This window comes from Streptomyces chlorus (assembly GCF_042655885.1).
GTDB lineage: Bacteria > Actinomycetota > Actinomycetes > Streptomycetales > Streptomycetaceae > Streptomyces > Streptomyces chlorus.
Genome location: NZ_JBHSOA010000004.1, coordinates 61,810 through 80,893 on the forward strand (window position 1 = coordinate 61,810; position 19,084 = coordinate 80,893).

Consider the following 19,084-nt stretch of genomic DNA (forward strand, 5'->3'; position numbering starts at 1 on the left):
CGGGCAGCCGGCCGGGTGGCGGCCGGGCGGGACGTTGTGGGAAGCAGGGGCGGCTGATGGCCAGGGGCGGCGGAAATGTCGTACTGAAGGACGTTCTCGACATCAGGGAGGACGCCCACGCCGGTGACTTCAAGATCGAGTTGTCCCGTGGGTTCGGCGACGACTCGGCCGGCTCCGTGGCGGACTACGTCGTCACCGAGCAACTGGCGAAGGAGTTCGACAAGGCGCTGCGGCTGATCCGCGGCGCCGTGCGGAAGAACAGCTCCTACGCCGCCTACCTGCACGGATCGTTCGGTTCCGGTAAGAGCCACTTCCTGACCGTGCTGCACGCCGTGCTGAACGGCGAGCCGTCCGTCCAGGCCAAGCCCCGGCTGCGCGAGGTGGTCGCGGAGCACCGCGAATGGCTCGGCGGCCGGAACTTCCTGATGGTGCCCTACCACCTGATCGGCGCCGTCAACCTGGAGTCGGCGCTGCTCGGCGGCTACGTCAAGACCGTACGGTCGCTGCACCCGGACGTGCCCGTGCCGACCGTGCACAAGTCGGACGCGCTGCTGGCCGACGCCCGCGCCCTGCGTGAGTCCATCCGCGACGAGGCGTTCATCCGGCTCCTGGACACCGCGATCACCGCCCCCGCGGCGGGAGACGGTCTGGCCCCCATCGGATCCGGGTCCGGACCCGCCGCCGGAGGCGGCCTCGCGCCCCTCGGTGCCGGGGCCGCCGCCACGGCGTGGACCGGCACCGACCTCGACGCCGCGTTCGCCGCGCCCGCCGGTGACAAGGGCCGCGAGCGGCTGGTGTCCGCCCTCGTCAACGGGCCCATGAAGTCGTACGCCGGTGGCGCGGAGGGGTTCCTGTCGCTCGACGACGGACTCAGCGAGATCAGCAAGCACGCCCGCGGCCTCGGCTACGACGGCGTGGTGCTGTTCCTCGACGAGCTGATCCTCTGGCTCCAGGCCCGGATGCGGGACCGTACCTGGGTCAACGAGGAGATCCAGAAGCTAGTCAAGCTGATCGAGTCGGACAACCCCGACCGGCCGGTGCCGATCGTCTCCTTCATCTCCCGCCAGCGCGACCTGTCCCAGCTCGTCGGCAAGGACATCCTCGGCTCCGACGTGCAGAACATGGAGCAGGCGCTGGAGTACCTCAAGGAGCGCTTCACGGTCATCAACCTGGAGGACCGCAACCTCCCGGAGATCATCAAGGAGCGGGTACTCAAGCCCAGGCCGGGCCAGGAAGAGGTGCTCGAGGCCGCCTTCCGGGGCATCGACCGGTCGAACCAGCAGGTCAAGGACGTCCTGCTGGACGGCAAGGGCGTCACGCACGCCGACTGGGACGACTTCCGCGCCGTCTACCCGCTCTCGCCCGCCCTGCTGAACGTCCTCGTCGCGCTCTCCGGCGCGCTCCAGCGTGAGCGCAGCGGCCTGAAACTCGTCCAGCAGCTGCTGGAGCGGAACGCCGACGCCCCGCTCGGCCGGCTCATCCCGCTCGGCGACCTGTGGGACGTCCTCGTCGACGACACGGGAGCCGCCTTCACCGACCAGCTCGCGCACGAGGCGGACGGGGCGAAGAAGTTCCACACCAAGGCCCGCCAGCACCTGCTGAAGAAGTACGGCCGCGCGGACCATCCCGACTTCCTCGCGGACGACCGCTTCGTCAAGACGCTGCTCCTCGCCGCCCTGGCCCCGGAGGTGCCCGCGCTGCGCAGGCTCACCGGCGGACGGCTCGCCGCCCTCAACCACGGGTCCGTGCACTCGCGGACCGTGCCCGTGGGCGACAAGGTCGTCGAGCGGATGGCCGCCCTGCAGGGCGAGTTCATCACCGAGGTGCGCACCGAGGGCGACACCGACCCCGTGTTCTCGCTGCAGCTGTCCGACCTGGACATCGAGCCGCTGCTCGGCGCCGTGGCCGGCGAGGACAAGGACGGGGTGCGCCGGGTATGGGTGCGCGACCGGCTCTGGGAGCTCTTCGGCGTCAAGCAGGGCAAGCAGGACGAAATCATCGATCAGAAGGACATCGTCTGGCGCGGGACCAGGCGCACCGTGGAGTTCGTCTTCGGCAACGTCTGTGAATCCCGGAAGCTGTCCGACGAACAGTTCGGCCCGGCGACCACCGGCAACATCCGCTTCGTCGTCGACTACCCGTTCGACGAGGACAACGACCGCACCCCGTCGTACGACTACCAGCGGGTCAAGGAACTCTCGGACAAGGACGTCGAGGAACCCACCCTCGTCTGGCTGGCCGACTTCTTCTCCGAGCAGCGCAAGGCCCAGCTCGGTCAGCTGATGCGGATCAACTTCCTGCTGGAACGCAACCGGCTCGACGAGTTCACCCGCAACTACGCCCCCGACGACCGCGCCAAGATCCGGCGGCAGCTGGAGAGGGGCCGCGACAACCTCACCACCATCCTGGTGGACTCCCTCGGCGAGGTGTACGGCATCTCCCAGCCCAGGGAGGACACCAAGGGCGCCGAAGTGGTGGGCGGCCGGCACGTGCTCTCGCTGCTGCCCGAGTTTCCGCGGCCCGAGCCCACGGGCGGCAAGACGTTCGCCGACAACGTGCTCCACCTCGCCGACGGCGTCTTCGGCGCGCTCTACGACAAGCACCCCGACTTCGGGCCCGACCGCACCGGGCAGCGCAAGGCCGTCACCGCCGGAGAACTGCGGACCACACTGGAGTGGATCACGCGGGCGATGGACGAGGAAGGCCGCGTGGAGATCGACAACAGGAACGATCTCTTCACGGTCAAGCGCATCGTGGAGCCCCTGGAGATCGGCACCGTCCACGAGGGCCCGCTCGTGCTGCGCGCGGACTGGCGCACCCGCATCAACCAGGCCGCCGCCAAGCACGGCGAGCGGGAACTGCTGGGCGTCGAGGACATCCGCCGCTGGATCGCCAAGGACCTCGGCTACACCGGCCTGGACCGGCAGGTCGAGAACCTCCTCATCGCGGTGTACGCCCTGCTGGACGACCGCGCCTGGGAACGTTACGAGAAGCCCGAGAGCACCGCGCCCGACCTGACGGCGATCGGGCCCGGCTGGTCCCTGCGCGCCCAGCCGCTGCCCGACAAGGACGTGTACGAGACCGCCCGGGACCAGGCGGCCCGCCTGTTCGGCGTCCCCTCCAAGCCGAACCCGTACGCGCGCCACGTCAACAAACTCGCGGACGAGGTCCGTACCCGGGCCGGGAAGCTCGAGGACGACGTGGCCGCCGTACGCGCCACCCTGGACCGGCATGCCACCCTGCTCGGGCTCGACGGGCCCGACCCGGCCCCGCGCACGGTGATCCTGCGTGAGGCCGCCGCACTGCTCGCCCGGCTCGGCCGGCACGCCACCGACGCCACCGCACTGATCGAGGAACTCGCCGGCCTCTCCTACGAGACGCCCGCACGGGAACTGGCGCACGCCATGGAGTCCTCCGCGGCTGTCCTGACCGCCCTGGACGGCACCGACTGGCGGCTGCTGAAGAGCGTCCGCGAGCTGACCGGCCGCGACGACAGCGTCGGCGACCGGGCGAGCCGGCTCCTCGCCCAGCTCACCGAGGCCGGCCGGGCCTCGGAGTACGACCGGTCGCTGGTGCCGGTGCTGGACGGCGTACGGGAGACGGCGATGGCCGTCGTCGACGCGGCGCTGAAGGTGGAACGGACCGCCCCCCTGGTCCCGGAGCCGCCCGCCCCGGGGCCCGAGCAGGTGTCCCTGACCCAGCACGGGAAACCGGCAGTGCCCTCGCAGTCCGTCCCTCCGCGCCCCACCGACGGGGAGCCGGACGACTCGGCACCCGGAGCGACGGAGGGCAAAGGCTCCACGTCGGCCGGTGCGTCCACCAGCGGTGTCCGCCGGGTCATCGGCGCCGGGACCAGCGGCCTCGAGACGCTGCTGACCGAACTGGCCGCCGTACGGCAGGAGATCGAGGAGTTCCGCGCGGGGCACCCGGACGCCGAGGTGGAGATCATCTGGCGGACGGCCGACGGCATGGACCGCACCGGCCGGGAGACCGGCGGCACCGATACCGGAGGTACTCGTTGACGACTACGCGTCCCGTCGTCGGCCGGCGTGCGATCGAGGTCCTGCTGCAGGCCGAACTGCCGAAGGCGCCGGACCGGCGGCTCGTGCTGGTCGACGCCGCGTACGAGGCCCGCGGCCAGGAGGCGGAGTTCGGCCTGCGCGTCGACGGCCGGACCTACTGGGTCCGCGTGAGCGACCAGGACTCGGTGCTCGGCATCACCGACGCCTGGCGACGCCACCGCGCCGAGGCGAAACCGGACGGCAACGACGTCCTCGTCGTCACCGGGCAGGTCCCCGCCGACCAGCTCGGCTGGGACCTCAGGGCCCACGCGTTGCGCCACCACCCCCTGGCCGTCGACCGCGCAGACATCGTCAAGCAGCTCTTCGGCGTCGCCGACCTCGACACCCGCATGGCCGGCGAGCGCTGGCTGCTCGACGCCCTGCTGGAAGCCGAACCGGTCGACGGCTGGCCGCGCGCCGGTGCCGTCCTGACCCGCGACCGCGCGGTGCGGGCACTGATCGCCGTGCGTCTCGGACTCGGTGACACCACCGCCGACACCCTCGACCTCGACGCCGACACCCTGTTCACCTGGTCCCGGAACCCGGCCGGTCCGGCACGCTTCGCCGCACTGCCCGCGGCCGAGCGCGACGGCATCGGCGCATGGCTCGCCCTGACCGTCGGCTTCGCCGCACCCACCCTGCTGGCCCTCGCCGCCGACGGGCGGGGCACCGACGCGCTGCCGCTGGGGGCCCTCGCCTCGGCCGCGCTGTCCTCCACGGCGGCCGAAGCGGCCGGGTTCGCCCTCGGCACCCTCTTCGGCTCGGCACTGGACTCCTTCGACGCCCTGCAGCCCTTCGCCAACGCCGCCACCGGCGTTCTCAGCCGGTGGATCGCCCAGGCCGAAGGCAGCGGAACGCAGCGCACCGAAGCCCGCGACCGCGTCCTCGACGTCCTCGACCGTGCCGACCGGCTCGCCGCGGACGCCCGGCTCAGCCCGCTGATCGGCACCGACCGGCTGCTCCCCTCCGGATACCGGGCACGGCTGCGCACCCTGGGCACCCTCCTCGACGGACCCGCCGCACCCGCCGAAGCCGCGCTCCGCGAGCTGACCGGACACCAGCTCAGCGGGCTGTACGCCGAGTCCACGGAGAGGGCGCGTACCGCCGTCCGGCTCGTGCGCTGGATGCGGGCGCCCCTGCCCGAGGTGGAGTCGGTCGCCCAGGGCGTGCGCACCCACCTGGCCTCCTCCGGCTGGGCCGACCTGGCCGTGGGCGTCCTCGCCGAAGGAGAGACCTCCCGGGACCCGGCCGTCGCGGACGCCTACCAGCGGCTGATAGGAGCCGTACGCGCCCGCCGCACCCGGCTCGACGAGGCATTCGCCCACCGGCTCGCCCGGTGGACGGAGACCGCCTGCCAACAGGCACCCGGCGGCGCCCTGCTCATCGAGGACGTCCTCGCCCAGGCGGCGGCACCGCTCGCCCGTGACGGCGGACGGCCGCTGATCCTGGTCCTGGACGGCATGAGCGCGGACGTCGCCGTCCAGCTCGCCGGAGAACTCGACCGGCGCGTGTGGACCGAAGTGGTGCCGAAGCCCCGGGAAGGGGACCGGGCGGCCCGTCAGGCGGCGGTGTCGATGCTGCCGTCCGTCACCCGGACCAGCAGGACCTCCCTGCTCTGCGGACAGCCGACCGAGGGCGGACAGGACAAGGAACGCGCGGGATTCGGCACGTTCTGGAAGAAACGCCACCGAGGCGCGCACCTCTTCCACAAGGGCGGATTCGAAGGACCTCCCGGTCACCGGCTGGCCCCGGAACTGCTCCAGGCACTGGCCGCCGACGACATCGTCGCGGTCGTCGTCAACACCATCGACGACGCGCTGGCCGACGGCCGGGAAAGCGCCCGCGGACGCTGGTCGCCGGCCGACATCGCCAGGCTCCCCGACCTGCTCAACGCCGCCCGCGACTACGGCCGGCCCGTCATGCTCGTCTCCGACCACGGCCACGTCCTCGACCGCACCCCCCGCGGACAGCAGCCGCCCCCGGCCGACGGAGCCGGAGGCGCCCGGTGGCGCACCGGCACCCCGGGCGACGGCGAGATCGCGGTGGAGGGGCCGCGGGTGCGAACCCCCGGCGGCCGGGCCGTCCTGCCCTGGCGCGAGGACCTGCGCTACACGGCCCGGCAGGCCGGGTACCACGGTGGCGCCTCCCTCGCCGAGGTCACCGTCCCCGTGATCACCCTCGTACCGTCCGCCGACCAGATCCCCAGCGGCTGGACACTGCTGCCCGTCGAGGGCATCGCACCCGGCTGGTGGCACGGCGGGGACGAGAACGTGCCCGCCGACCCCGGACCCCTGTCCGCCCCCGGGACCGTCGCAGGCCCCACGCGTGGGCAGAAGCAGAAGCAGAAGCGGGAGCCGCAGGACGAGGGCATCTTCATGGTGCCCGGCCAGGGGACGCACGGGGAACGGACCGTGCAGTCGGCCCCGTACAAGGCGCAGCGCGAGTTCGTGCGGCTCGCCCCGGCGGACACGGCGGTCGCCGCCGTCATCGACGCACTGCTCACGGCGGGCGGAAAGCTGTCGCCCGGCGCGGTGGCGGCCGCGGCACAGGCGGCCACCGGGAAGTCGCAGCGCAACCCCGAGCGGTTCGCCACGGTACTGGAACGCCTCCTCAACATCGACGGCTACCCCGTCCTCCAGCTCGTCGAGTCCGGACGCACCGTCCAGCTCGACAAGGCGCTGCTCGCCCAGCAGTTCCTGGGAGACCCGGCATGAGCGGCAGGCCCGCACCCGGAACGGACATCAGCCTCGCCCGCAGACGCGACGTGATCGACGCCCTGCGGCGCGGCACCGTGCCCCAGGCCGGCCTCGGCCTGTTCGCCGTCGGCCTGGAACGCTTCGAGGCCGCCCTCGACGACGACCTCGCCACCGTCGCCCGCGGCGGCTCCGCCTTCCACGCGCTGCGCGGCGAGTACGGCTCCGGCAAGACGTTCTTCGCACGCTGGCTCGCCGAACGGGCCAAACGGCACGGCCTCGCCGTGAGCGAGGTGCAGATCTCCGAGACCGAGACCCCCCTGCACCGGCTGGAGACGGTCTACCGCCGACTCGGCGAACGCCTCACCACCGCCACGCACCCGCCCTCCGCGCTCCGGGCCGTGATCGACTCCTGGTTCTACGCGCTGGAGGAAGAGGTCCTCGACGGCGATGAGATCGCCGAGGACGACGAAGCCGCGCTGACCGAGGCGGTCGACGCACTGCTGGAACGCCGGCTCGCCGACGTCGCCCGCACCACACCGGCCTTCTCCGCGGCCCTGCGCGGCTACCGACGGGCCGTGGCGGCCGGGGACGGGGCGGGCGCGGAGGCGCTGATCGCCTGGCTCGGCGGGCAGCGGTCCGTCGCCGCGTCCGCCAAACGCGCCGCGGGCGTGCGGGGCGACCTCGACCACTTCGCCGCCCTCGGCTTCCTCCAGGGACTGCTCACCGTGCTGCGGGACTGCGGCCACCCCGGACTGCTCCTCGTCCTCGACGAGGTCGAGACCCTCCAGCGGGTACGGAGCGACGTACGGGAGAAGTCCCTCAACGCGCTGCGCCAGCTCCTCGACGAAATCGACGCGGGCCGGTTCCCGGGACTGTTCCTCGTCATCACCGGCACGCCCGCCTTCTACGACGGGCAGCAGGGCGTGCAACGCCTGGCACCGCTCGCCCAGCGCCTGGCCACCGACTTCACCACCGACCCGCGGTTCGACTCCCCGCGTGCCGTACAGCTGCGCCTGCCCGGATTCGACCTGACGTCGCTCGGCGAGCTGGGGCGCACGGTGCGGGACCTGTACGCGGGGGCCGCCCGCCACCCCGAACGGCTCACCGAGCGGGCCGACGACACCTACCTCGACGAGCTGGCGCGCGCGGTCACCGGCTCCCTCGGCGGCAAGGTCGGCATCGCGCCCCGGCTGTACCTGCGCAAGCTCGTCGCCGACGTCCTCGACCGGGTGGACGAGTTCGCCGACTTCGACCCGCGCGTCCATTACGCGCTGACTGTGAACACCGCGGAACTCACGGAGACCGAGCGGAACGCGGCCACGAGCGCCGCGGACATCGCGCTGGACCTGTCATGAGCGAAACCGGTGCCGGAGGGCTGCCGGGCAGGGAGGGGTCGGGCGGCACGGACGACGTGTTCGACCTTCTCGACCCCGTCCTCGGCCACCACATCGTCAACGCCCTGGGGTGGCGTTCCCTGCGCCCCCTGCAGGAGGCGGCGATCGAACCGCTCCTGGGCGGGGAGGACGCACTGCTCCTCGCGCCCACGGCCGGCGGCAAGACGGAAGCCGCCATGTTCCCGCTCCTGACCCGGATGGGCCGGCACGGCTGGAAGGGCACCAGCGTCCTGTACATCTGTCCGCTCAAGGCCCTGCTCAACAACCTGCACCCGAGGCTGCGGACCTACACGGAGTGGCTGGGCCGTACCGCCGAGCTGTGGCACGGCGACGTCACCACGCCACGCCGCCGCCGCATCCTCGCCCAGCGCCCCGACGTCCTCCTCACCACGCCGGAATCCCTGGAGTCCATGCTGGTGAGCACGCATGTCGACCACCGTGCCTTCTTCTCGGGACTGCACACCGTCGTCGTCGACGAGGTGCACGCCTTCGCGGGCGACGACCGCGGCTGGCATCTGCTGGCCGTGCTGGAGCGGCTGAGCCGTGTCATCGGGCGCCCACTCCAGCGGGTCGGTCTGTCGGCCACCATCGGCAACCCGCACGAGCTGCTGACCTGGCTTCAGGGCTCGGGACAGGGGCGGCGGCCCGCTCGCGTCGTGGCCCCTCATCCGGCCGGCCGGCCCGGCCCCGGTCCGGCGCTGTCCACCTCATCGCCGTCCGGGGACATCGAACTCGACTACGTCGGTTCGGTTACGAACGCCGCGACGGTGATCGCAGCCCTGCACCGGGGTGAGAAGCGCCTCGTCTTCTGCGAAAGCCGCCGCACGGTCGAGGAACTCGGCGAACAACTGCGTGCCAAGGGCGTCACCACCTTCCTGTCCCACGCCTCGCTCGCGGTCGACGAGCGGCGACGCGCCGAGGCGGCGTTCGCTGAGGAACGGGACTGCGTGATCGTCTCCACCAGCACCCTGGAACTCGGCATCGACGTGGGAGACCTGGACCGCGTCATCCAGCTCGACGCGCCCTCCACCGTCGCCTCGTTCCTGCAACGCCTCGGCCGCACCGGCCGACGTCCCGGCACGACACGCAACTGCCTCTTCCTCGCCCTCACCGGTGAAGGGCTGCTCTCCGCGGCGGCGCTCCTGCTCCAGTGGTCCCGCGGATGGGTGGAGCCGGTCGTCGCACCGCCGGAACCCCGCCACCTGGTCGCCCAGCAACTGCTGGCGCTCTGCCTCCAGGAACAGCGGGTCGGCGAGAACCTGTGGCAGGAGTGGTGGAACGGCATGGGCCCCTTCGGGCCCGGCGCGGCGCCCGTCGTACGCCACCTGGTGGAACAGGGGTACCTGGACGAGGACGGCGGACTGCTCTTCATCGGCCCCGAGGCGGAACGCCGCTACGGATACCGCCACTTCATGAACCTGACGGCGGTCTTCACGGCTCCACCGGAGTTCACGGTGTTCAACGGCCGCACCGAGATCGGCCGCACCGACCCCGACCTGCTCACCGAGCACATCGAGGGACCACGCAAGCTGCTGCTCGCGGGACGCAACTGGCTGGTGACGTACATCGACTGGAGCCGCAGACGCTGCTTCGTGGAACCGGCTGACGAGGGCGGACGGGCACGGTGGAGCGGCTTCGCCGCCGAGCGCGTCCGGTCCTACGCCCTTGCCCGTGCCGCCCGCGACGTCCTGCTCGGTGAGGACCCGCCCGTGCGTCTGACGCCCCGAGCGACCACTGGGCTCACCGAGGCCCGCGACAGGCACCTGCACACCGTCCACCCCGGCGGCAGCCTGATCACCCGGCATTCCGACGGCGATGTCCGCTGGTGGACCTGGGCCGGACACCGGGCCAACGCCACGCTGGCCGGCTCGCTGCCCTCGGTCGTAGTCCCGCACCGGCGCGTCAACGGCGAGTGGCTCCGCCTCCGCGACGATCTCACCGCGGAAGGCTGGAAGGCCGCCCGCGCGGACAGCCGCACGGGCCTGTGCCTGCCCGAGGTCGACGAGCACGCCGTACGCGGCCTGAAGTTCGGCGAAGCACTGCCGCCGCGACTCGCCGAAGCGACTCTCGCCGCGCGAGGTGCGGACGAGGAGGGCGCCGGCAAGGTCCTCGCGGAGCCGGTCCGGTTCGTCACGCTCACCGGCGCCTAGCAGTCGATGTCCCGCTGCTACAGCGCCTTCGCATAGCAACGGCTGTTCTCGTGGAAGCGGTAGTAGCCGAACTTCTCGCAGGGCTCGTAGCCGCTGGAGGTGTACAGGGCGATGGCTTCCGGCTGCTCGGTGCCCGTTTCCAGGACCATGCGCAGGCGGCCGGCCGCGCGGGCGTCGTCCTCCAGGGCGGCCAGCATGCGGCGGGCCAGTCCCCGGCCGCGCATCTGCTCGATCACGTACATCCGCTTCAGCTCGGCGTCGCCGTCGAGGTTTCCCTGGCCGTTGGAGTTCTGGACGCGCCAGCCGCCGGAGGCGACGGGGGTGTCGTGCTCGTCGTAGGCGATCAGGTAGACGCCGTTCGGCGGCCGGAAGTCCGCGGGGTCCATGGGGGTGGAGTCGCCGCCGTCGCCGTAGCGGACGTCGTACTCGGCTTGGACCTCGTCGTTCAGCTTGACGGCGTCGGGGTGGTCGTAGGAGACGTGGCGAATATTCATGCGCAGTAAAGTATATCAATCCGGTAAGGGTGAGGGATCCGTTTTTCGGACCCCGTCCAGTGTGCCGGTATCGTGCCCGGATGCTCACTGTGACCTCCGTCAACGTCAACGGACTGCGCGCCGCCGCCAAGAAGGGCTTCGCGGAGTGGCTCGACCGGACCTCCGCCGACGCGGTATGCCTGCAGGAGGTGCGCGCGGAGCCGCAGCAGCTGCCCGAGCACGTCCGGGAGCCCGAGGGGTGGCATGTGGTGCATGCGCCTGCTGCGGCGAAGGGGCGTGCCGGGGTTTCGCTGTACACCCGGCGTGAACCCGATCGCGTCCAGGTCGGGTTCGGGTCGGCCGAGTTCGACGGCAGCGGGCGGTACGTGGAGGTGGATCTGCCCGGGGTCACCGTCGCCTCGCTCTACCTGCCCTCCGGCGAGGTCGGTACCGAGCGGCAGGACGAGAAGATCCGCTTCATGGGGGAGTTCCTCGCGTATCTGAAGGGCCTGCGGGAGCGGGCCGCCGCCGACGGCCGCGAGGTCGTGGTGTGCGGGGACTGGAACATCGCGCACGAGCAGGCCGACCTGAAGAACTGGCGCGGCAACACCAAGAACTCCGGGTTCCTGCCCGAGGAGCGGGAGTGGCTGGGGCGGGTCCTCGACCCGGCCGACGGCGGTTACGTGGATGTCGTACGGGCGCTGCACCCTGAGGTCGACGGCCCGTACACGTGGTGGTCGTACCGGGGGCGGGCTTTCGACAACGACGCAGGGTGGAGGATCGACTACCACGTGACGTCCCCCGGGCTCGCCGCCCGTGCGGTCGAGGCGTACGTCGAGCGGGCCGCCACCCATGCGGAGCGCTGGTCGGACCACGCGCCGGTGACGGTGGTCTACGACCGCTAGCGGCCCTCAGCCCCGTTTGTGCAGTCGGCGGTCCAGCGCCAGGGAGAGTTCCGCGTCGACCACGCTGCGGGCCAGGGGGCGCAGGCGGTGCACGGCCTCCTCGGGAGCGTGGCGCAGGATCAGTTCGGCGAAGAAGTCGGCCATGGCCTCGGTGTGGGTGCGGACCTCCCGGCCCGCGCGCAGCACCTCCGCGAGCGGGATGCCCTCGCGGACCAGGGCGGACGAGACGTCCAGCAGGCGGCGGCTGATGTGGACGATCTCCCCGCCGTCCGTGCCGAGGTAGCCGAGGTCCATCGCGGCGGCGAGGTTCTCCGCGGTGACCTCGCCGGCGAAGTGGTCGGCGAGTTCCTCAGGGGTGAGGCGGACGGGGATTTCCTCGGTGGGGGTGTCCACGCCGAGGAGCTCCCCGACATCGCGGCCGTGGTCGAAGGCCTCGGCCAGTTCCGCTATGCCGTTCAGGGTGTGGCCGCGTTCCAGCAGCGCCGTGATGGTGTTCAGCCGGGCCAGGTGGTGGTCGTCGTACCAGGCTATGCGGCCCTCGCGGCGGGGTGGCGGTATCAGCTTGCGTTCGCGGTAGAAGCGCAGCGTGCGCACCGTGATGCCGGCCAGCCGGGCCAGCTCCGCCATGCGGTACTCGCGCCGCTCGCCCCTGGGTCCTGCTTCCTCTGCCACGGCAGCAGCCTAGGGCGTACCGACGGTAACTTTCCTTGTGTGCCCCCTACCCATCAGTAGGCGACTGCCCTACTCTCCCCATTGCGCCAGTGGTCACTGGCAAGGTTCTCGGCGGTGCGCAAGGGCTGGAGGCTTCGGGATGGCCGAACACGAACACGAACACGAGCACGAGCACGTACGGGTCGCGGTGGTGGGGTCCGGGTTCGGCGGGCTGGGGGCCGCCGTGCGGCTGAGGCGCGAGGGGGTCACCGACTTCGTCGTCCTGGAGCGGGCCGGCAGCGTCGGAGGCACCTGGCGGGACAACAGTTATCCGGGGTGCGCGTGCGACGTGCCGTCCCATCTGTACTCGTTCTCCTTCGCGCCCCACCCCGAGTGGCCGCGCTCCTTCTCCGGGCAGGAGCACATCCGCGCCTACCTCGAGCACGTCACCGACGTCTTCGGGCTGCGCTCGCACATCCGCTTCGACTCGGAGGTGAAGCGGATGGTGTGGGACACGGAGCGGCTGCGCTGGGACATCGAGACCAGCAGCGGCAGCCTCAGCGCGGACGTGGTCGTCTCCGCCACCGGGCCGCTGTCCGATCCGAGGACCCCCGACATCCCGGGGCTCGACACCTTCCCCGGCAAGGTCTTCCACTCCGCACGCTGGGACCACGACTACGACCTGCGCGGCAAGCGGGTCGCCATGGTCGGCACGGGAGCGTCGGCGATCCAGATCGTGCCGTCCATTCAGCCGCTCGTCTCCCGGCTCACGCTCTTCCAGCGCACCCCGCCCTGGGTCCTGCCCCGCCTCGACCGGGCCATCGGCGGCGCCGAGCGGGCCGTGCACCGGGCGCTGCCCTTCACCACCCAGCTGCGCCGCGGACTGCTGTGGGGTGTAAGGGAGTTGCAGGTCCAGGCGTTCACCAAGCACCCGGGCGAGCTGGGCTTCGTGGAGCAGCTGGCCAAGCGCAACATGGCCCGCGCCATCAAGGACCCGGCCCTGCGCGCCCGGCTCACCCCCGACTACCGCATCGGCTGCAAACGCATCCTGCTGTCCAGCACGTACTATCCGGCGCTCGCGCAGCCCAACGTGGAGGTCGTCGACGGCGGCCTGAGCGAGGTCCGGGGGTCGACGGTCGTGGCGGCCGACGGGACCGAGGCCGAGGTCGACGCCATCGTGTTCGGGACCGGGTTCCACGTGACCGACATGCCCATCGCCGAGCGGGTCGTCGGCGCGGAGGGGAAGACCCTCGCCGAGACCTGGACGGGCGGGATGGAGGCACTGCGCGGTGCCTCGGCGGCCGGGTTCCCCAACTTCATGACGCTCATCGGGCCCAACACCGGCCTCGGGAACTCCTCCATGATCCTCATGATCGAGTCCCAGCTGAACTACCTGGCCGACTACCTCCGCCAACTCGACGTCCTCGGCGGCCGGGTCGCCCTCGACGCCCGCAGGAGCGCCGTCCGCGTCTGGAGCCACCGGGTGCAGGAGCGGATGAAGCGCACGGTGTGGAACACCGGTGGCTGCACCAGCTGGTACCTGGACGCGGACGGCCGCAACACCACCGTCTGGCCGGGCACCACCGGCGAGTTCCGGCGCGCGACCCGGCGCGTGGACATGTCCGAGTACGCCGTCCTGCGCGCACCCGCGGAGAAGACCGCCGCGCCCCACGAGAACGCCGAGGTGGTCGCATGAGCAGGGGCCGTCTCGAAGGGCAGGTCGCCGTCGTCACCGGAGCGGCCCGTGGGGTGGGGGAGTTGCTCGCCCGTAAGCTCTCCGCGCGCGGGGTGAAGGTGGCACTGGTCGGGCTGGAGCCGGACGCGCTCAAGCAGGTGTCGGCGCGGCTGCACAGCGAGAGCGACCACTGGCACGCCGACGTCACCGACCACGAGGCGATGACCCTCGTCGCGGCGGAGGTGAAGGAGCGGTTCGGGCGGGTCGACATCGTGGTCGCCAACGCCGGTGTGGCGAACGGCGGTCCGTTCGCCGACTCCGACCCGCAGTCCTGGCGGCGCGTCATCGAGGTCAACCTGATCGGATCGGCGGTCACCGCCCGCGCGTTCCTGCCGCTGCTGACCGAGAGCCGCGGTTACCTGCTCCAGATCGCCTCGCTCGCCGCGATCACCCCGGCCCCGATGATGACCGCGTACTGCGCGTCCAAGTCCGGTGTGGAGGCGTACGCGCACAGCCTGCGGGCCGAGGTCGGGCACCTGGGTGTGCGGGTCGGCGTCGGCTATCTGTCGTGGACCGACACCGACATGGTGCGCGGGGCCGACCAGGAGGACGCGATGCGGGAGCTGCGGCAGCGGCTGCCGTGGCCGACGAACAAGACGTACCCGCTGGGTCCCGCCGTGGACCGGCTGGTGGCCGGCATCGAGCGGCGCTCCGCCCACGTGTACGGGCAGTGGTGGCTGCGCGGCATGCAGAGCGTACGCGGTTACCTCCCCGGCATGATCGGAACCGTCGGGCAGCGGGAGGTGCGGCGGTTCGCGGACCGGCTCACCGGCATGCGGACGGGACTGGTCGGAGCCGGCGGCAACGCCGATGAACAGCACCGGACCACGCTGCGTAACTGATCGACATGCGAGGGGTAATCGCCCGTGTGAATCTGGTCGAGCAACAGCCCCACACCCCCACGGGAGTGAACCCACATGGGTATGAAGGACAAGTTCCAGGACAAGGCCGAGCAGATGCAGGGCCAGGCCAAGCAGAAGATGGGCGAGGCCAGGGAACAGGGCCAGGCCAAGCAGAAGATGGGCGAGGCCAGGGAACAGGGCCAGGCCAAGCAGAAGATGGGCGAGGCCAGGGAACAGGGCCAGGCCAAGCAGAAGATGGGCGAGGCCAGGGAGCAGGGCCAGAAGCGCGGCCGCGGCCGTGAGGAGGACTCGGACAACCCACAGGGCCGGCGGCAGCAGGAGTCCGAGGAACGCCGACACCAGGACTACGACGCCTGACGTCGCGTACTGAAGCGGGAGGGGGCGCCTCCACCGGAGGCGCCCCCTCTCATGTCGCCCTCGGCGGCAGCTTCGGGCGGGAGCGGTCGGGGACGTCGCTGTAGGTCGGGGGCGTGGCCGGGGGCTCGGACTCCAGGAGTTCCAGGGCCAGTCGGACCGCGTCGTCCAGTACGGCGTACCGGCCCTCCGCCCAGTCCAGCGGGGTGCGCAGTGCTTCCAGGTCGGGGGCGACGCCCTTGTTCTCCACCGACCAGCCGTACGCGTCGAACCAGGCCGCGTTCATCGGCACCGTGATCACCGTGCCGTCCCCCAGCCGGTGCCGGCCGGTCATGCCGACCACCCCGCCCCAGGTGCGCTGCCCGACCACCGGCCCCAGCCTCAGCAGCTTGAACGCGGCCGTGATCATGTCGCCGTCGGAGCTGGTCGCCTCGTCCGCGAGGGCCACCACCGGCCCGCGCGGGGCGTTGGCCGCGTACGACACGGGCTGGGCGTCGCGGGTGAGGTCCCAGCCGAGGATGGTGCGGGTCAGTGTCTCCACGACGAGTTCGCTGATGTGGCCGCCGGCGTTGCCGCGCACGTCCACGATCAGGGCCGGACGGGACACCTCCATGCGCAGGTCGCGGTTGAACTGGGCCCAGCCCGAGCCGCCCATGTCGGGGATGTGCAGATAGCCGCATCGGCCGCCGCTCAACTCCCGCACCACGACACGCCGTTTGGCCACCCAGTCCTGGTAGCGCAGCGGGCGCTCGTCGATCAGCGGGACCACGGCGACCCTGCGGGGCGGGCCCGCGCCCTCGGCCGGGGTGAACGTCAGCTCCACCGTCGTACCGCCCGCCCCCGCGAGCAGCGGGTAGGGGCCGGTGACCGGGTCCACCGGGCGGCCGTCGACATGGCTGAGGACGGCGCCCTCGCGGATGCCGGTGCCGGCCAGCGGGGAGCGGGCCCGGGAGTCCGAGGAATCGCCGGGGAGGATCCGCCGGACCGTCCAACCGTGCTCGCGGGGCACGAGGTTGGCGCCGAGGAAGCCCTGGCGGCGCTGGTAGTGCGGCGGGCCCTCGTTGCGGCGGGCGGCGGTGACGTAGGCGTGGGAGGTGCCGAGTTCGCCGAGGAGTTCGCGCAGCAGGTCCGCGAACTCGTCGGGGGAGGAGACCCGTTCGACCAGCGGGCGGTACTGGGCGAGCACCGCGTCCCAGTCGATGCCGCACATGCCGGGTTCCCAGAAGTAGGACCGGATCAGCCGCCCGGCCTCCTCGTACGCCTGCCGCCACTCGGCCCCCGGGTCGGCCTCGTGCAGGATGCGGCGGACGTCGATCCACACGGTGGAGTCGCTGTCGCCCGGCTCGGTCGCGGGCACCGCGCGCGGCTCGCCCTCGTCCGCGACGACCAGCCGGGTGCCGTCGCCGCTGACCGCGAAGAAGTCGAGGTGCTCGACGAGTTCGGACTTCTTCGCCCTGCTGATGTTGAAGTGCTCCAGCGTCGGCCGGCCGCTGGTGTCGTCCGGGTTGGCGAAGGTCTCGCCGAGCGCGCCCGAGATCGGCCAGCGCAGCCAGACCAGCCCGCCGCCCGCGACCGGGTGCAGCGCCGAGTACTTGGAGGCGGCGACCGGGAAGGGGGTGACCCTGTTCTCCAGGCCCTCGGTCTCGACGGTCACCGTGCCGCTGTCGCCGATGTCCTCGGTGTCGTCGGCCTCCACCGGGTCCAGGCCCCCGGCGGCCGGCCGGCCCTCGGGGCTGAGGGCGAAGGGGGAGGGGGTCGCCGACGACAGCGGCACCAGGTACGGGCGGCACCCCAGCGGGAAGGACAGGTCGCCGGTGTGCACGTCGTACACCGGGTCGAAGCCGCGCCAGGACAGGAAGGCCAGGTAGCGGCCGTCCCGGGTGAAGACCGGATTCTCGTCCTCGAAGCGGCCGTTGGTGACGTCGATGACCAGCCGGTCCTTCATCCGGGCCAGTTTGATCTGCCGCAGCGACCGCCCGATGCCGGGATGCGACCAGGTGAGCCACCCGCCGTCGGGCGAGAACGCGAGGTCGCGCACGGGGCCGTTGATGGACCGGATCAGCTCGGTGACCCGGTTGTCGGGTCCGGGTCCGGGTCCGGGGGAGCTGTCGGCGATGCCGGGGCCCTCGCCGCCGGAAGCCTCCTCGCTGCCGGGGCTGCTGGGGTCCTCGCCCCCGCTGCTGGAGCTGCTGGGGCTGCTGGGGTCCTCGCCCTCGCTGCTGGGGCTGCTGGGGTCCTCGCCCCCGCTGCCGTCCCCGCCCACGTTGTCGCCCAGGCCGTAGTCGGCCTCGCCGGCGTCGACGAGTAGCAGGCGGCCGTCGTGGGAGGCGACGGCCAGGCGTTCGCCGTCCGGGTCGGCGACCATCTCCAGTACCCGGCCCAGCTTCCCCGAGGCCAGCCGCCGTGCGGGACGGGGGCCGCTCGCCCGGGGCAGGGAGGCGATCTCGATGGCGTCCTCGCCGTCGGCGTCCGTCACGTACGCCACTTGGCCGCCCGCGCCGAGCATCTCCGGCAGCCGTACCCGTACGCCCGGGGTGTCCGTGAGGGTGCGGGCGGGGCCGTCGCGGTGGGTGAGCCAGTACAGGCTGCCGCGGACGACGACGGCGCTGGCCCGGCCCGTCTCGTCCACGGAGACGCCGTTCAGGTGGTGGGCGGCGGGCACCTGGTAGCGTCGCCGCCCCGCGCGCGGCCCGCTCAGCCTGACGTCGAGCCGGCGCGGCACGGAGCCCGGGGACAGGTCATCGACGATCCACAGGTCGCCGGCGCACTGGTAGACGACCCGGGTGCCGTCGCTGGACGCGTGGCGGGCGTAGAACGCGCCGTGATCGGTGTGGCGGCGCAGGTCGGAGCCGTCGTACGCCACGGAGTACAGGTTGCCGACGCCCTCGTGGTCGGAGAGGAAGGCGACCCGGCCGCCGACGAACATCGGGGAGTGCAGATGCCCGTCGATGCCACCGGTGCCGCCGGCCCCCTCGACGGCCTCGTCCGTTCCGTTCCGCCTGTCCGTCCTGTCCGTCCTGTCCGTCCTGTCCGACCTGCCCGTTCCGTTCGCCGTCCCGCCGAGCAGCCGTCGTCCGTGCAGCCACAGCCTGCCCGTCGCTCCGCCCCGGTACCGCTTCCAGGAGGCCGGTTCGTGCGGTGGGGTGCCGGTGAGCAGCAGGGTCTGCCGTTCCCCGCCGATGTCGGCGACCTGGAGGTCGGTCACCGGGCCCCAGGGCAGTTTGCGGCCCGGACTGCCGTCGCGGGAGAGCTTGTAGGCCCAGGTGAAGTACGAGAACGGCTCGCCGTGCGAGGCGACGGCGAGGATCTCGGCGTCCACGTCCCCGTTCGGGGGAGCCCAGCCGCAGACCCGGGTGTCGGAGGTGCCCCAGTAGGTGAGCCGGCGTCCGGGGCCGCCGCCCACCGGAACCAGATGGACCTCGGGGGCGAGGCTGCGCCAGCTCGTGTACGCGATGTGGCGGCCGTCGGGGGAGAAGCGGGGGTGGCCGAGTTTGGCGCGGTCGACGGTGAGCCGCCAGGCCCGGTCGCCCGGGGCGTCGAGCGGGGCGAGCCAGAGGTCGTCCTCGGCCACGAAGCACAGCAGGTCACCGTTGAGGTGGGGCAGGCGAAGATAGCTCACCCTTCCATGCTTTTCCGGGGGACGGACCACAGCAACTCGTGCGAAACCATGACGGATTTCCGGACGTGACCCAGCACACGTACGAAACGGTTTCGTTCTCATAGGGTCTCGGGTACATTCGTCCTGTACGAATCCGCGCACGAGGTCGCGTACGAAACCGCGTACGCGACGGCAGACGTACGG

Annotated in this window: 11 protein-coding genes; 8 read left to right on the top strand and 3 right to left on the bottom strand. The window is 72.0% G+C overall.

What is annotated here, in order from left to right; genetic code table 11:
• Positions 1-56: 56 nt before the first annotated feature.
• Genes ACFPZI_RS02460 through ACFPZI_RS02475 form a run of 4 tightly spaced genes read left to right on the top strand, consistent with a single transcriptional unit; the run spans position 57 to position 10,301 of the window.
• Positions 57-4,022: a BREX-2 system ATPase PglY family protein gene (locus ACFPZI_RS02460; RefSeq protein WP_381357524.1), complete on the top strand. Its 3,966-nt coding sequence runs from the start codon at positions 57-59 to the stop codon at positions 4,020-4,022.
• Positions 4,019-6,775, top strand: coding sequence for a BREX-2 system phosphatase PglZ (pglZ, locus tag ACFPZI_RS02465; protein WP_381357527.1), 2,757 nt, complete (start codon positions 4,019-4,021; stop codon positions 6,773-6,775). The genes ACFPZI_RS02460 and pglZ overlap by 4 nt, the downstream gene beginning before the upstream one ends.
• The gene (gene brxD, locus ACFPZI_RS02470; RefSeq protein WP_381357529.1) at positions 6,772-8,112 is read left to right on the top strand and encodes a BREX system ATP-binding protein BrxD; all 1,341 of its coding nucleotides are present in this window, start codon (positions 6,772-6,774) and stop codon (positions 8,110-8,112) included. Before pglZ ends, brxD begins: the two co-directional genes overlap by 4 nt.
• Positions 8,109-10,301: a DEAD/DEAH box helicase gene (locus ACFPZI_RS02475; RefSeq protein WP_381357532.1), complete on the top strand. Its 2,193-nt coding sequence runs from the start codon at positions 8,109-8,111 to the stop codon at positions 10,299-10,301. The genes brxD and ACFPZI_RS02475 overlap by 4 nt, the downstream gene beginning before the upstream one ends.
• A gap of 17 nt (positions 10,302-10,318) precedes the next feature.
• Here the strand turns inward: ACFPZI_RS02475 and ACFPZI_RS02480 are convergent, their stop codons facing one another.
• Positions 10,319-10,795: a GNAT family N-acetyltransferase gene (locus tag ACFPZI_RS02480; RefSeq protein WP_381357535.1), complete on the bottom strand. Its 477-nt coding sequence runs from the start codon at positions 10,793-10,795 to the stop codon at positions 10,319-10,321.
• A gap of 80 nt (positions 10,796-10,875) precedes the next feature.
• On the opposite strand from ACFPZI_RS02480, the gene ACFPZI_RS02485 reads away from it, so the two are divergent.
• Positions 10,876-11,679: an exodeoxyribonuclease III gene (locus tag ACFPZI_RS02485; protein ID WP_381357538.1), complete on the top strand. Its 804-nt coding sequence runs from the start codon at positions 10,876-10,878 to the stop codon at positions 11,677-11,679.
• A 6-nt stretch (positions 11,680-11,685) separates the two neighbouring features.
• On the opposite strand, the gene ACFPZI_RS02490 is transcribed toward ACFPZI_RS02485, so the two are convergent.
• Positions 11,686-12,306 (bottom strand): MerR family transcriptional regulator, encoded by a 621-nt coding sequence (locus ACFPZI_RS02490; protein WP_381357596.1) that lies wholly within the window; start codon positions 12,304-12,306, stop codon positions 11,686-11,688.
• 184 nt (positions 12,307-12,490) lie between these two features.
• Between ACFPZI_RS02490 and ACFPZI_RS02495 the strand changes: the two genes are divergently transcribed.
• The 3 genes from ACFPZI_RS02495 to ACFPZI_RS02505 all read left to right on the top strand — a co-directional run bounded on the left by ACFPZI_RS02495 (position 12,491) and on the right by ACFPZI_RS02505 (position 15,285).
• On the top strand, positions 12,491-14,026 hold the full coding sequence (locus ACFPZI_RS02495; RefSeq protein WP_381357540.1) for a flavin-containing monooxygenase: 1,536 nt from the start codon (positions 12,491-12,493) through the stop codon (positions 14,024-14,026).
• Positions 14,023-14,907 (top strand): SDR family oxidoreductase, encoded by an 885-nt coding sequence (locus ACFPZI_RS02500; protein ID WP_381357543.1) that lies wholly within the window; start codon positions 14,023-14,025, stop codon positions 14,905-14,907. Before ACFPZI_RS02495 ends, ACFPZI_RS02500 begins: the two co-directional genes overlap by 4 nt.
• A 75-nt stretch (positions 14,908-14,982) precedes the next feature.
• Positions 14,983-15,285, top strand: coding sequence for a hypothetical protein (locus tag ACFPZI_RS02505; protein ID WP_381357545.1), 303 nt, complete (start codon positions 14,983-14,985; stop codon positions 15,283-15,285).
• Positions 15,286-15,334: 49 nt separating this feature from the next.
• Here the strand turns inward: ACFPZI_RS02505 and ACFPZI_RS02510 are convergent, their stop codons facing one another.
• Positions 15,335-18,901 carry a S41 family peptidase gene (locus ACFPZI_RS02510; RefSeq protein ID WP_381357548.1) on the bottom strand — a complete coding sequence of 1,189 codons (3,567 nt, stop codon included), beginning with the start codon at positions 18,899-18,901 and terminating at the stop codon, positions 15,335-15,337.
• Positions 18,902-19,084: the final 183 nt, after the last annotated feature.

Bases quoted from the DNA above. Each gene is read 5' to 3' on its own strand.
- ACFPZI_RS02480 (WP_381357535.1), bottom strand. From the start codon at position 10,795: ATGAATATTCGCCACGTCTCCTACGACCACCCCGACGCCGTCAAGCTG.
- ACFPZI_RS02475 (WP_381357532.1), top strand. From the start codon at position 8,109: ATGAGCGAAACCGGTGCCGGAGGGCTGCCGGGCAGGGAGGGGTCGGGC.
- ACFPZI_RS02495 (WP_381357540.1), top strand. From the start codon at position 12,491: ATGGCCGAACACGAACACGAACACGAGCACGAGCACGTACGGGTCGCG.
- ACFPZI_RS02460 (WP_381357524.1), top strand. From the start codon at position 57: ATGGCCAGGGGCGGCGGAAATGTCGTACTGAAGGACGTTCTCGACATC.
- ACFPZI_RS02500 (WP_381357543.1), top strand. From the start codon at position 14,023: ATGAGCAGGGGCCGTCTCGAAGGGCAGGTCGCCGTCGTCACCGGAGCG.
- ACFPZI_RS02485 (WP_381357538.1), top strand. From the start codon at position 10,876: ATGCTCACTGTGACCTCCGTCAACGTCAACGGACTGCGCGCCGCCGCC.
- ACFPZI_RS02505 (WP_381357545.1), top strand. From the start codon at position 14,983: ATGGGTATGAAGGACAAGTTCCAGGACAAGGCCGAGCAGATGCAGGGC.
- ACFPZI_RS02490 (WP_381357596.1), bottom strand. From the start codon at position 12,306: ATGGCGGAGCTGGCCCGGCTGGCCGGCATCACGGTGCGCACGCTGCGC.
- brxD (WP_381357529.1), top strand. From the start codon at position 6,772: ATGAGCGGCAGGCCCGCACCCGGAACGGACATCAGCCTCGCCCGCAGA.